We start from the raw sequence: 13,588 nt of genomic DNA, 5'->3' as shown, positions 1-13,588 counted from the left end.
ATTCCGCCTATGCTGCGAGGCGGAATAACGTACTTTCCGGCAGCCTTGTCAATCAGAACTATCGCGGCATAATCGACGCTATACATAACGCCCCTTCGAGGTAATGCAATAATGGTCAAATTCGTATCACTTGCCACACTGGTCTGTGCCTTGTCTGTTACTACTGTGTCCGCAAAAGAAATGCAGGATCACAATCAGATGATGAACCACGGCGACGGTCATTTGATGGATATGGATGGCGGCATGGTCATGGGCCAAAACACTGACACCTTGCCCGGCGGCTGCGATAAAATTGCCGCGACCAAGGAAATTACCGTACATGCCGGACACAAGTATTCAGAGAAATTCCCCGGCACCATGTTTGCGTTCGATCAGCAGGAATTTCAATTCGAACCTTGCACCAAGCTCACCGTACATTTCATCAATGAAGATGAAATCCGCCATCAATGGATGATGCACGGCTTACCAAAATATTTGTACCCTAAAGGGATGTTCCATTTGGAAGTCAGCGGTCCGGGCAAAGTATCCGGCACGCTAATCCTGCCGCCCGGCGATAAAACCTACTTAGTGCATTGTGACATCGCTCAGCACATGGAAAAAGGCATGAAAGCCCAATTAAAAGTCGGCAAAGGCAGCGAAGACTTACCCAGCATCCCTGGCGTAACCGCAGCGATTTTCCCCGACGATTACAGCGGCAGACCTTACGATCCTAAACTCGATGCGCCGGCTCCCAGCTCAGCTGTGGTGGCGCCCGTAGTGGCAGCGGCACCCGCTCCGGCTCCCGTAGCTGACGACTCGATTGTGTCCGGCACTACCGTGATTGGTTTGGCTATCGGCTTTATCGCCGCGCCCTGGCTGGCAAAGCGCTTTAAAGGCATGAGTGCCGGCGAAATTGTCGCTACCGTGCTGGAGCAAATAGCGCATGGTGTTGGCTATGTCATGCAATTGATCGGCAAGCTGATCAAAATGGTATCCGGCAAAAACGTCATCGCCTTACCGGATAAATAAAGATTAAGCAAAAAGCCCCTGAAACAGCTGTTTCAGGGGCTTTTTTATGGGCTAAACAAATGCAGTTAGAATCGCTCGGCCCTCTGGGATTATTTATCAGCGCCTTCATCTCATCCACCGTGGCACCTGGGGGCTCGGAAGCGGTCCTGGCCTATCTGGTTAACAGCCAACAGCACTCGGTCAGCCAATTGGTAGCCATCGCCACTATTGGTAACACCTTGGGCGCAATGACGACTTGGTGGCTAGGGCTGTGGGCCGCCAAAAAATATCCCGCCGACGCTTTAGCAAAACAACATCAAAAATCATTAAACACCGTGCGCCGTTGGGGCAGTTGGGCCTTGCTGTTTTCCTGGCTGCCGCTAGTCGGCGACGGCCTGTGTTTCGCCGGCGGCTGGCTGCGCCTTTCCATGCTGTCCTCGCTGTTAGCGATTTTTTTAGGTAAAGTGTTGCGCTATGTCGCCGTTGCCTACGCCTTTGTCTGAGCTATGAGTTTCTTTTCCTTACCGCACTTCCCCGCCGTCAATACCATCGCCGAGCACCGCAAACGCGATTATCAGATTGCCGGGTTTACCTTTGTCACCACCACTATCTGTTTGACGATGGACGGCTTCGCGCCGCAATTCATGCAATACGTGCTGGCGTTTTTCGGCTGGCTATTTTTGATTGCCTGGCTGCGCGGCGAATGCAAATATGTGCGCACCCAAGTAGCCGTGGCGGTAACCTTTGCGGTGATCGGCGAGTATTTCGCATCCGTATACATGAAAGGCTATATCTACCGCTTCGGCAACGTGCCGGCCTACGTGCCCGCCGGTCATGGTCTGGTTTATCTCACCGCGGTAGCACTAGGCCGCTCCGGCTTGTTCCAGCAACACGCCCGCCGCATCGCGGTTTTCGTTGTTACTGTCTGCGGTACTTGGGTCGCTTGGGGCCTCAGTGGCATTGGGCGCCTAGACATTATCGGCGCCGTGCTGTTTGTGGTGTTTTTGGGCTACTTATTCAAGGGCCGTTCGCCTATGGTTTACTTGGGAGCGTTCTTTATCACGTCCTGGCTGGAAATCGTCGGCACCAGCGCCGGCACCTGGGCCTGGGCAGAGATCGATCCAGCCTCACACCTGCCGCAAGGCAACCCGCCCAGCGGCGTTGCCGCCTGGTATTGTTTGGTCGATGCGGTGGCTATTGCCGGCGCGGGGCCGGTATTGCAGGCCTTCACCAAAACCGCACTGGTGTTGCAGCGGCAGCGGGCCTGACAAGCGCCAAACCAGCTAGCCCCTATTCCTTCTTTTTAGCAATTACTACATCACAAGCATGTAGTAACAAAATAGTTGCCCAATTGCGCTTATGACCGTTACAGTAAGCCATGCTCATCGAATTCGACCATGCCAAAAGCGACAAAAACCAGCGAGAACGTGGCTTAAGCTTTGAACGGGCCGACGAATTCGACTTTGAAACCGCTGTCTATTTGATCGATGACCGGCGCGACTATGGCGAAATTCGCTGGATCGCAATTGGTTATCTCGACGATAGACTCCATATTCTGTGCTTTGTATATATTCCCGATGGCATCCGGGTGATCAGTTTTCGCAAAGCTAACTCGAGAGAGGCTCGCAAACATGGCAAATCCCTTACCCTTGACTGATGCGGATGGTGAAGTCCGTGAATTGACGTCCGACGATTTTAAAAACGCATCTACGTTTTCCGAATTGCCAGAGTCGTTACAGAATGTGTTGCGCGGCAGAGGCAAACAACAGGCACCAACCAAGGTTTCCACGACTGTTCGTTTTGACGCCGATGTCATCGCTGCTTTCCGCGCGACAGGGAGCGGCTGGCAAACTCGGATGAACGACGCTTTGAAAGAATGGCTCAAGGAACATTCGCTGATTTGATATCAAATGGCTGATTAGCAAAATTTGCCCGGCATTTGCAATCGCACGAATTTGAAACATCCCATTCCTCCGATTACGCTATCGCCAATCGGAGCTACCAGTTCTGGGTTTCACTTTATTTGACCCAGCCTAGCCTTCGGTTCCACATTTTGAATCGCATTCAAGCGTACCCTGTCACCTACTCGAATCAAGCCGCCGGCCAAAATCCGAGCCGTCATCCCGCCGTGACCGCGTAGCGCGTTATAGCTTCCCAACCCCAATTCCGCAGCCATTTTCGAGCACGGATCGCAAGGCCCGGTGACTTGAATAATCACCTCACCACCAATCGCCCATTCCAGCACCACATCAGGAAACGGCGAGCGCATACCGATAAGATTGAGCCCCGAAACCACGAGGTTGCGCCGTAGCCGTGTCGGCTCCAATTCCGCGAGTCCGCACCAATTGGCGACAAGAGGTAAATGCTCGGCCTGAAACAAAGTCAGTTCGCGTTTTGGCGATTGCCTGCCGGAACGAACAGTGTTTGCTCGCCGGTCACCCAGCAATCCCTGCCTAGGCTCCGCGCGGGCCTCATCGACCACAACCGCCGGCTCGCCGCGCGCCGGACGCAAAATGATAGCTTCGACTCGGCCTTCCGAAGCGAATTGTTGAGTTAGGTCGCGAAGAGTCATGATTGGGTGGATATGTGGTAGGCGCGATAGCCCTGTAGGCTGGGTTGAGCGATAGCGATACCCAGCAAAAGGCCTTCAATGCTGGGTTTCACGCTGTTCAACCCAGCCTACGGCCCTAAACGCCGCACAAAATAACCCGAAATATTAGCTCGATGCGGCAGTTATAGCCATTTCACATTCTTTGCGCTCATTAATTTCAGGGATGCTTATTAAATCGGTCTGGAAACTGCCATCAGACTCTGGTTTCTCTAAATTACTAATCGGATCGAATGTGACGAATTCCACAGAGCCTTCGCCTGCAGGCGGCTCAAGCCGGACCGTTAAACGGCTATCCTCAAGGGACATGATTATGGGTTCAATATAATTCCAAACAGTAGTACCTAAACCATATAGTTCTCTTTTGTTATAGAGGTATACCGTATTATGCGAAAAGGTACCTGTATACAGCTTAGATGATTCCAACACTCCTCCCCAATATGTATTCCAAACGGCACAAGCTCGGTTGTAGCGATAGAGAAGGAACCAACGCTGTTCAAAAACCATTGTCGCTTGATTAAAAGTTACCGAATCACCTGCATAACGCCACCAGCTAACAGTTGAGCAAGCAGTTACCAAGAGGCATAAAACAATAGATACCAATCTGTAAAAAGTGAGGTGCATAAGATTTTTAACCAAGTTGATGAGACATCTCAGCCTAACAAGAGCGTACTATAATTTCTGTATATCCTCCCAAAAAGGAAGGTGCAGACGTTTACCTGATTCTAACAAAGATTTTGCCGGTGCTTACATCGCTTTCAGAAAGTATGTTTCCTGCCGGTATCCGCGATAAATCAGCAAGTTACAACTCCGTCTTGCCTTTTACTCTAGCTCACCTTCGTTTTACAGGTAAAATATTGTTTGTTTTTAATGCAAGCTCATCCGACACAGAACATGGAAAAAACCTATTCCCCGCACGCAATCGAACAACGCTGGTATCAACTTTGGGAAGAGAGCGGTTATTTTGCCGCCAAAAGCGAGGGCGAGTCTTATTGCATCATGATTCCGCCGCCGAACGTTACCGGTAGTTTGCACATGGGGCATGCGTTTCAGGACACCATCATGGATGCGCTGACCCGCTACCACCGGATGAAGGGCTACAACACGCTGTGGCAGCCGGGTACCGATCACGCCGGTATCGCCACGCAAATGGTGGTGGAGCGCATCATCAACGCCGACGGCAAAACTCGCCACGACTTGGGCCGCGAGGCGTTTATCGAGAAAGTCTGGGAATGGAAAGAGGAATCCGGCGGCACCATCACCCGGCAATTGCGGCGCATGGGTTCGTCGCTGGATTGGGAAAAAGAACGCTTTACGATGGACGACGGCATGTCCGACGCGGTGCAGGAAGTGTTCATCAAGCTGTACGAAGAAGGCTTAATCTATCGCGGAAAACGTCTGGTGAACTGGGACCCGGTGTTGCACACCGCCGTCTCCGATCTGGAAGTGCTGTCCGAAGAAGAAAATGGTTCTATGTGGTATATGCGCTACCCGCTGACCAACGGCACCGGCCATGTGTTGGTGGCGACTACCCGTCCGGAAACCATGCTGGGTGACGCGGCAGTGGCGATACATCCCGATGACGAGCGCTATAAACATCTGCTCGGCGAATTCGTCGAACTGCCGCTGACCGGCCGCCGCATTCCGATTATTGCCGACGAGTACGTCGATCCGGAATTCGGTACCGGCGTCGTCAAAATCACCCCGGCTCACGACTTTAATGACTACGAAGTCTGGACTCGCCATAAACAAATGTCAGTGATTGCCGATCAACCGCATGGCGGCTTGATCAATATTTTTACCGTCGATGCGGCGATACGCAGTAACGACGATGGCTTTTCTATTATCCCTGAGGCCTATATCGGCCTGGACAGATTCGAAGCCCGCAAGAAAATTGTCGCCGATCTGGACGCCCAAGGCTTGCTGGAAAAAACCGCCGACCACAAATTGATGGTGCCGCGCGGCGACCGCACCGGCGCGGTGATCGAGCCGTTATTGACCAATCAGTGGTACGTGAAAATCGCCCCATTGGCCAAACCGGCCATCGAAGCGGTGGAAACCGGCGCGATCAAATTCGTACCCGACAACTGGAAAAACACCTATTTCGAATGGATGCGCAACATCCAGGACTGGTGTATCTCCCGGCAAATCTGGTGGGGCCACCGCATTCCGGCTTGGTATGACGATCAAGGTAATACCTACGTCGGCCATTCCGAAGCGGAAATCCGCGCCACGCATGGCCTGGCAACCGATTACCCGCTCAAGCAAGACGAAGACGTACTGGATACCTGGTTCTCGTCAGCATTATGGCCGTTTTCGACTTTGGGTTGGCCGGAGCAAACCCCGGAATTGGCGAAGCATTACCCCACCAGTGTATTGGTGACTGGCTTTGACATCATCTTCTTCTGGGTAGCTCGGATGATCATGATGGGTTTGAAGTTCCAAGGCGAAGTGCCTTTCAAGGAAGTGTATATACACGGCCTGGTGCGCGATGCCGAAGGTCAGAAGATGTCCAAATCCAAAGGCAATGTGCTGGACCCGATCGACATCATCGACGGCATTGATTTGGAAGACTTGGTGGCTAAACGCGTGTCCGGCATGATGCAGCCGCACCTGGCGAAAAAAATCGAACAAGCCACCCGCAAGCAATTCCCGGACGGTATTCAATCGTTTGGTACTGACGCGCTACGTTTTACTTTTGCCTCGTTGGCTTCGACGGGTCGAGATATTCGCTTTGATTTGCAGCGCACCGAAGGCTACCGCAACTTCTGCAATAAATTGTGGAATGCAGCGCGTTACGTGTTGATGAACACTGAAGATCAGGATAACGGCATCGACTGCGCCGAGTGCCGTTACAGCCCGGCTGACCGCTGGATTAAGGCACGGCTACAACATACGATTAGCGATACCAATGAAGCGATTAGAAGCTATCGTTTTGATCTAGCGGCACAAGCAATATACGAATTCACCTGGAACGAATACTGCGACTGGTATCTGGAACTGGCGAAAATTTCGCTGCAAAGCGACGATGCACTAATGCAACGCGGTACCCGCCAAACTTTGTTGAAGGTGTTGGAAACCTTGTTGCGGTTGGCGCACCCGATCATGCCTTTCATCACCGAAGAGATTTGGCAACGGGTTGGTCCGCTGGCCGGCGTTACCGCAGCAACCATTATGCTGCAGCCGTATCCTGAACTGGATAAAGCAGATGCAATTGACCCAATAGCAGAGCCACAGATTGAATGGGTCAAAGAATTTATCCTCGGCATCCGCCGCATTCGTGGCGAAATGAACATTGCGCCGGGTAAACCATTGAACGTGCTGCTGCAAAACGGTAATGCCAACGACCAAGTCTATTTGCAAGAGCTTGGAGACTATTTGCGAAAACTCGGCCGCCTGGAAATCATCACTTGGCTGAATCCAGGCGACAATGCGCCTGAATCTGCGATTGCGCTGGTCGGCGACATGAAAATCCTGATCCCGATGGCCGGACTGATCGACAAAGACGCCGAACTGGCTAGACTGGACAAGGAAATTCAGCGTATCGAGAAAGAACTGCCGCGTATCGAAGGCAAGCTCGGCAATGCTGCGTTTGTCGACAAAGCGCCGCCGGAAGTGATCGAGAAAGAGCGCGAGAAACTGGCGGGCTTGCAGTCATCCTTAAAAAGCCTGAACGAGCAATTCGCCAAAATCAAAGCGTTATAAACATATGACCCCCTCCGGCACCGCGCAAAAGCCACCGCAAACTCTGGACGAATGGACAGAGCTGCTCCGCGTGCAGGAAATGCCGATCTTCTCCAACACCGCGCATAACATCTACGCGGCGTTGGACGACAGGCACAAGGGGGCCATTGAGCTGGCGACGGTGATTCTGCAAGACCCTAATCTCACCGCCAAACTGCTTAAGGTGGGCAGCAGTCCTTATTACAACCCCTCCAAGCAAAAGATGAGCACCGTATCGCGGGCCATTGTCGTGCTGGGTGCAGAAGTAATACGGGAACTGACCCTGGCCTGTTCGTTTTTCGAAGCGATGCTGTCGTCCACCAACAAGGACAGAGCCAATCGGGAAATTGCACTGGCTCTGCACGCTGCTGTGCAAGCCAAAGACTTGGCGCTGAGCATGGGCGACACTTCGCCGGAAGAAGTGTTTATTGCTGCCCTACTGCACAATATCGGCCATATTGCCTTCTGGTGCTCCGGCAATCCGCAATCCAAAAAAGTCCACGAACTGATAGAAAAGAGCGGGCTGAACAATCGCGAAGCCGAGAAAAAAATACTAGGCTTTACCTTGCAGGACTTGGGCAAAAAACTGAGTAAATCCTGGTGCCTGAGCGGCTTGATAGAAGAGGCCATCGCCAAACCGGATTCCGCGGAGAGACGGGTGCAAATGGTGCAACTGGGTCATCAGATCTGCGCGGCGCTTAAATCGGGCAAAGACTCGGAAGCAATGCAGGCTTGTCTGGCAAAAGTTGCTGAATTTTCCGGCCTGTCGCCGGCAACCCTAAAAGCCAAGATCGACAAAAACACTTTGGAAGCGGTGCACATTGCCCGGCAATTCGGCGCTAACGACGCCTCCAAATTCATCAGCACCGAAGCTATCATCGCCAAATTCGAAGACGCTGAAGAGGAAAAGGGCGATAAGAAGCAGCTGCAATTTCAAATTTTGCAGGACATCAGCAGCCACATCAGCGGACAAATCGATCTAAACGGCCTATTTGAAATGGTGCTGGAAGGCATACACCGTGGCGTGGAAATGGACAGAACCCTGTTCATGCTGCTCAGTCCGGATAAACAGACGCTAAACGAAAAATTTTCCCTGGGCTGGCACAAAATCGCGCTCGACCAAAAAATCCGCATATACAATTCCGAACCCTCGGCAAACTTACTGTTTCACGCCCTACAACAGCAAGAAGGCGTCTGGCTGTTTCCCCAGCAACATCATGAGCTTTACACCGCGCAGATCCGCCAGCATATCGGCGAATACGAGTGCTTCGTTTTCCCGGTTTATGCGGAAAAAAAGACTGTCGGCCTTATTTATTGCGACCACTCTATTCATGGACTACCCTTAACTCGCGAGGATTTCATCGCAGCCAAGCACTTTGCCAAACAAGCGCATATCGGTTTAACCCTATACTGCATGAAAAACCACTAATCCATGTCAGACCATCAGCTTGCCAATTTACAGGTTTTTCTCGTCGAACCGTCCCATACTCAGCAGCAGATCATCTCCCACTTTTTACTCGACTGCGATATAAACGATATTACCTGTGTGCAAAGCGGCGCCGAGCTATTCGAACGCTTACAGCACTCCCGGCCCGATCTGATTATCAGCTCCATGTACCTGCCGGACATGACTGGCGTGGAATTGGTGCACGCACTGCGCAACGACGATGCCTCGTATGAAATGGCCTTTTTGCTGATTTCCAGCGAGACGAATATCAAATACCTGGAACCGATCCGCCAGGCCGGCGCGATTGCCATATTACCCAAGCCGTTTACCCGTCAGGCCTTGGAAACCGCCCTGCATTCCACGCTGGAATATGTTCGCCCGGAAAAACTTAACCTGACGCACCTGGATGTAGAAGACCTGCGAGTACTGCTGGTGGACGACAGCGAATTTTCGTTGAAATATCTCACCAGGGTTTTCGAAAACATCGGCATCTACCAGATCGTTACGGCTCATGACGGCAAACAAGGTTTACAACTATTCAATCAACAGTATTTTGATCTGGTCGTTACCGACTACAACATGCCGGAGATGGACGGCTTGCAGTTGATAGACCATATCCGCAATCATCCCGAGCGCGGCTCGGTGCCCATTCTCATGGTCACCAGCGAGCAAAACCAAAATCGCCTGGCGGCGATAGAGAAATCCGAAGTATCAGCCATACTGGACAAGCCCTTCGAAGCCACTTCAATCAAACGCCTCCTGATTAATTTGCTCAATTGAGCTAATCTTGTGTGGCGAGCGAATACCACACAACATGCACGGCTATCGCAACCCCGGATCGAAGCAATGTCCGATGCGCTCATGATCAAGCTCATCCGGTTTTCGCACAAAATATGCCTGGACTGACCACCAATAGCCCCAAATTAAGGTACGGAATATGAAGCCGACTATCACGCCTAACAATAACGAAAAAAAACTCGCGGATGACGATTTTATCGTTTCCAAGACCGACACCTCGGGGCGGATCACTTACGCTAATCGCATTTTTATGGAAATCGCCGGCTATCCGGAACACCAATTGCTGGGCATACAACACAACATCATCAGACACCCGGATATGCCGCGCGGCGTGTTTAGATTCATGTGGAATACCTTAAAAGCCGGTGACGAGTTTTTCGGGTTTGCCAAGAATCTATGCAAGGATGGCGGATTTTATTGGGTATTTGCCAACATTACTCCGGACTATGACAAAGACGGTAAATTGCAGGGTTACTATTCGGTGCGCCGTAACCCGCCCCGTAACGCACTTGGGGTCATCATACCGATTTATCAGGAAATGTTGGCCATCGAGAAACGCCATTCAGTTAAAGATGCCCCGGATAAATCGCTGGAATACCTATTCGACGTGGTTCAGCAAGCCGGCGCTAAAAATTACAATAGCCTGGTGTTAAGCCTGTATAAACCCAACGGAGTGTAAGCCATGAATTCAAACGCCAATATTCCGTTTTTAAGAACCAAGCTGAATTATGCGGTGGCAACCATTATATTTTTCACTGTTGCCGCTTTCATCGACACGCTTATCACGCATGGATTTTCCTGGCTCATGCTTGGCTTGCTGCTGCCGTTGCCGGTGGTGGCCTTCGATGCCTGGCACGCCGGCAAACAATGCCTGCTGGTCTTAGAGCGGATTGAAGAAGTGTTAAGACACACTAATCAAGGCCAACTCTATCATCGCGTCACCAAAACGCGCGGCATGGGCGAAGTCGGCAAGATAGCCTGGGAGCTGAATGAGACGCTGGACATCATGGAGTCTTACTTCAAAGAAATGAACTCTTGTTTTAAACACGCCGCAGAAGGCAATTATGACCGTTATGCGCTGGTTGACGGCTTTCCAGGCATACTGAAAAAGTCGGCGAAGAATATGAACGACGCCATCAAATTAATGGATGAAAACGACAAACTGACGATCAAACGGCGTTTATCGGCAGGCCTGCATGCGCTCAACACCAACAATCTGCTCAACAATCTGAAAGGTAATCAAAGCGACTTGCTCAATATCACCGAGCAAATGCAGAAGGTAGAGAATATTGCTGTGGAAACAGGCGAGAACGCCAACGCCAGCCTATCCGCCGTAGAAACCATCAGTAATTCCCTGTCCGACATCAACTCCAATGTACACTCGGTATCGGATGTAATCGGCGCGCTAATTAACGACAGTAAAAAAATCACCGAATCCTTATCGATGATTACCGGGATTGCCGATCAAACCAACCTGCTGGCCTTAAACGCCTCGATAGAAGCGGCACGCGCCGGCGAGCACGGCCGAGGCTTCGCGGTGGTCGCCGACGAAGTCAAAAATCTCTCCGAACACACCAAGAACGCCGCACTTGAGGTGTCCAGAACCCTCAAGTCGTTCAATAAACGAGTCGAACAAATGCAAACCGAAGCGGAAAGCTCCTCCGCGCTTTCGCAAGAGATACTGGCGCAAGTCAATTCCTTCCGCCAACAATTTTCCAATTTATCCCGGTCCGCAAAGATCTCGGTCGATTACATTTCTTATGCCAAAGACAAATCTTTCGGCGTCCTGGCTAAACTCGATCATGTGGTCTACAAACAAAACGGCTATGTGGCCGTCGAAACAGCCAACGAATGCCCTCATCACCAAGCCATCATGGTAGACAACCATAATTGCCGCTTAGGAAAATGGTATTACGAGGGACTGGGTTATGAAAAATTCCGCTCGACCAGCGCTTACGCTAAATTGAATCAACCGCATGCCGATGTGCATAGGACTACACAAAAGGCTTATGAAGTTTCTCGCGACAAATGGGTGGATGATCCAGGCATGCTCGATGAGATCATTCGGCAAATGCAACTGGCCGAGGCCGCCAGTGCCGAGGTGATGCAATATATCGATGCAATGGTGGAAGAAAGACACAAAAACGTATAGCCCACCGCTTTACATAATCGTCGCAACGCCAGTCGCTTCGGTGCCAAGCGCCGGCGTTGCGGCATTCCTAAACAGGGACCTCCTGCCCCCTATCCCTGCGTACCCACAGGGCATAAAGGAGATGTCCCAGCGCAGCAACAAGCCTGAACCAGCCTAACTTCCCAAATATTCCACCGTCACTTCCGCCAATCCGCGCATACCGATCTGTTCCGCCGCGCCCTGGGACAGATCGATAAGTCGATTAGCTTTGAAAGGCCCCCTGTCGTTGATCACCACATCCACGTAACGGCCGTTACGCAGATTGGTCACCCGAACTTTAGAGGGAATCGGCAGCGTTTTATGCGCCGCCGTCATGCCGCGCGGATCGAAGCGGTCGCCGTTGGCAGTAAAATTACCGGACTCTGCGCCATACCAGGAAGCCAAGCCCTGCGCCTTGTAACCTAGCGCGCTGTGTAGAGGGGAATAAGTTTTGCCCTTAACTTTATAAGATTTGGTGTACGTGGCCTTGGTGGGACCGGTCAGCATGGCTTGATCGTCAGTGCGTTGCAGCGTCGGAACACTAGAACAGGCACTAAGCAGACTAAGAAACATCAGCGGCATAACCGCGCGCCATCGCCGCACGTTGAGGCTAAATCGGCTTGAAAAAACCGATACCGTATCTAAAAACATAACTGTTTCTCCGCGAGGAAGACTGCTCAAACAAGCAGTCTTCAATGGATTGACTTGAAAAATTCAGAAGAGATTGCCGAGCTGGTTTGACTTGACGGATTGCTCAGTTAACTACCCGATGGCCACGTTGGCGTAGGCAGTTGTTATAGGCATTTTTATAGCGGTCTTCGGATTGAATACCTTGTTTGGATGCTCCGCCGATACCGCCGGCAGCCGCACCGATAGCCGCACCTTTTCCAGGGCTGCCGAGCACAGCACCCAAAGCGGCGCCACCGGCCGCGCCAATCAGACCGCCAACGCCGGCGCCTATTGCCGTTTCCTTCGCGGTGCCCCCGGACGCTTGCGACGCCAATTGCTGGCACTCATGCATATCCTGATTCAAGCGATAAGAGTTTTGGTTATTGTAAGTGTCGACGGTTGGCGTCCAACCGGTTTGCGAAGCGCAAGCCGATAACAACAGACAAGCAGCAGTGACTGAACAGACTGTGAGCTTCTTCATTATCTATTCATACCATTGCCAATCCACGAACCGGCCGCAGCACCAATACCGGCCGCCAATGGGTCGCCCCGACCCATTTCATAACCCATCGCACTGCCCACCAAACCGCCAACCAAGCCCTGCGGAGAACGCTGGTCGTAACCACCATATCTGACGGGCGGGGGTGGCGGTGGCGCGTAATAGCGCTGTTGCATGGGCACGTATTCTACTACTCGCTCGGGCACGTACACGCGCTCCACCGGGTAAGCCGGATAATACTCGCGGCCGTAGCCGTGCCCATGATGATGGTGGTGCCGATGATGGCGATGCTCGCCCCAATCGTCATCGGCCAAAGCCATTGACGAAAACAACAAACCGATCAACATGATATTTGTCATTCTGAACATATACGACTCCTTGTTGGGAAATTATTCAGTTGCGGCAAATTCTAGGGAGGCTGGCTTAAAACAGAATTAAGGGCAGATTATGATCGGATTAAGAATATCGCCGCGCCGACTATTAAACCGGCCCGCAAATATTGTCGCTCCCTCGTAGGCGGGAGCCCAGTTGTCACGGTGGATTCCCGCTTCCGCGGGAATGACAGTACCAGGAAATTTTAGGGCTTGGTTAACAATCAGCTAAGCAAGGAAATCAGTAACAACCCGGACATATTATTGACTGCCCTCGATGCCATGATTCGCAATTAACCGGAAGGCCATATCAGCA

Annotated in this window: 15 protein-coding genes; 10 read left to right on the top strand and 5 right to left on the bottom strand. The window is 51.7% G+C overall.

The genetic code is table 11. From position 1 onward, the window contains the following. Window positions 1–111 precede the first annotated feature (111 nt). The 5 genes from G006_RS0116965 (at window position 112) to G006_RS0116945 (ending at window position 2,891) form a co-directional block, all read left to right on the top strand. On the top strand, window positions 112–1,008 hold the full coding sequence (locus G006_RS0116965) for a multicopper oxidase (RefSeq protein ID WP_026147121.1): 897 nt from the start codon (window positions 112–114) through the stop codon (window positions 1,006–1,008). A 59-nt stretch (window positions 1,009–1,067) separates the two neighbouring features. Further along, entirely contained in the window at window positions 1,068–1,490 is a 423-nt protein-coding gene (locus tag G006_RS0116960) for a YqaA family protein (RefSeq protein WP_020484416.1), read from the top strand. Between the two features lie 3 nt (window positions 1,491–1,493). After that, window positions 1,494–2,255 carry a hypothetical protein gene (locus G006_RS0116955; RefSeq protein ID WP_020484415.1) on the top strand — a complete coding sequence of 254 codons (762 nt, stop codon included), beginning with the start codon at window positions 1,494–1,496 and terminating at the stop codon, window positions 2,253–2,255. Window positions 2,256–2,365: 110 nt separating this feature from the next. After that, complete coding sequence (locus tag G006_RS0116950) at window positions 2,366–2,644, top strand: BrnT family toxin (RefSeq protein WP_020484414.1); 279 nt, start codon at window positions 2,366–2,368, stop codon at window positions 2,642–2,644. Beyond that, window positions 2,619–2,891: a BrnA antitoxin family protein gene (locus G006_RS0116945; protein WP_026147120.1), complete on the top strand. Its 273-nt coding sequence runs from the start codon at window positions 2,619–2,621 to the stop codon at window positions 2,889–2,891. The genes G006_RS0116950 and G006_RS0116945 overlap by 26 nt, the downstream gene beginning before the upstream one ends. Before the next feature lie 110 nt (window positions 2,892–3,001). On the opposite strand, the gene G006_RS25775 is transcribed toward G006_RS0116945, so the two are convergent. Further along, window positions 3,002–3,559 carry an MOSC domain-containing protein gene (locus G006_RS25775; RefSeq protein ID WP_020484412.1) on the bottom strand — a complete coding sequence of 186 codons (558 nt, stop codon included), beginning with the start codon at window positions 3,557–3,559 and terminating at the stop codon, window positions 3,002–3,004. Window positions 3,560–3,703: 144 nt separating this feature from the next. Then, window positions 3,704–4,219 (bottom strand): hypothetical protein, encoded by a 516-nt coding sequence (locus tag G006_RS0116935; RefSeq protein WP_152428963.1) that lies wholly within the window; start codon window positions 4,217–4,219, stop codon window positions 3,704–3,706. A gap of 270 nt (window positions 4,220–4,489) precedes the next feature. Here G006_RS0116935 and G006_RS0116930 point away from each other — a divergent pair, with 270 nt between their 5' ends. From G006_RS0116930 to G006_RS29435, 5 genes are all read left to right on the top strand, one after another. After that, the gene (locus G006_RS0116930; protein WP_020484410.1) at window positions 4,490–7,300 is read left to right on the top strand and encodes a valine--tRNA ligase; all 2,811 of its coding nucleotides are present in this window, start codon (window positions 4,490–4,492) and stop codon (window positions 7,298–7,300) included. 4 nt (window positions 7,301–7,304) lie between these two features. Further along, window positions 7,305–8,747 carry an HDOD domain-containing protein gene (locus G006_RS0116925; RefSeq protein WP_020484409.1) on the top strand — a complete coding sequence of 481 codons (1,443 nt, stop codon included), beginning with the start codon at window positions 7,305–7,307 and terminating at the stop codon, window positions 8,745–8,747. Window positions 8,748–8,750: 3 nt separating this feature from the next. Continuing rightward, window positions 8,751–9,545 carry a response regulator gene (locus G006_RS0116920; RefSeq protein ID WP_020484408.1) on the top strand — a complete coding sequence of 265 codons (795 nt, stop codon included), beginning with the start codon at window positions 8,751–8,753 and terminating at the stop codon, window positions 9,543–9,545. A gap of 157 nt (window positions 9,546–9,702) precedes the next feature. Continuing rightward, entirely contained in the window at window positions 9,703–10,242 is a 540-nt protein-coding gene (locus tag G006_RS0116915; protein ID WP_020484407.1) for a PAS domain-containing protein, read from the top strand. A gap of 3 nt (window positions 10,243–10,245) precedes the next feature. Next, window positions 10,246–11,715: a methyl-accepting chemotaxis protein gene (locus tag G006_RS29435; protein WP_020484406.1), complete on the top strand. Its 1,470-nt coding sequence runs from the start codon at window positions 10,246–10,248 to the stop codon at window positions 11,713–11,715. Window positions 11,716–11,868: 153 nt separating this feature from the next. Here the strand turns inward: G006_RS29435 and G006_RS0116905 are convergent, their stop codons facing one another. The 3 genes from G006_RS0116905 to G006_RS0116895 all read right to left on the bottom strand — a co-directional run bounded on the left by G006_RS0116905 (window position 11,869) and on the right by G006_RS0116895 (window position 13,269). Beyond that, window positions 11,869–12,384, bottom strand: coding sequence for a septal ring lytic transglycosylase RlpA family protein (locus tag G006_RS0116905; RefSeq protein WP_020484405.1), 516 nt, complete (start codon window positions 12,382–12,384; stop codon window positions 11,869–11,871). A 103-nt stretch (window positions 12,385–12,487) separates the two neighbouring features. Then, window positions 12,488–12,883 (bottom strand): glycine zipper family protein, encoded by a 396-nt coding sequence (locus G006_RS0116900; RefSeq protein ID WP_020484404.1) that lies wholly within the window; start codon window positions 12,881–12,883, stop codon window positions 12,488–12,490. After that, the gene (locus tag G006_RS0116895) at window positions 12,883–13,269 is read right to left on the bottom strand and encodes a hypothetical protein (protein WP_020484403.1); all 387 of its coding nucleotides are present in this window, start codon (window positions 13,267–13,269) and stop codon (window positions 12,883–12,885) included. The genes G006_RS0116900 and G006_RS0116895 overlap by 1 nt, the downstream gene beginning before the upstream one ends. Between the last annotated feature and the right edge of the window lie 319 nt (window positions 13,270–13,588).

Source organism: Methylomonas sp. MK1, assembly GCF_000365425.1.
GTDB lineage: Bacteria > Pseudomonadota > Gammaproteobacteria > Methylococcales > Methylomonadaceae > Methylomonas.
This window is presented reverse-complemented; position numbering and strand designations above follow the sequence as displayed.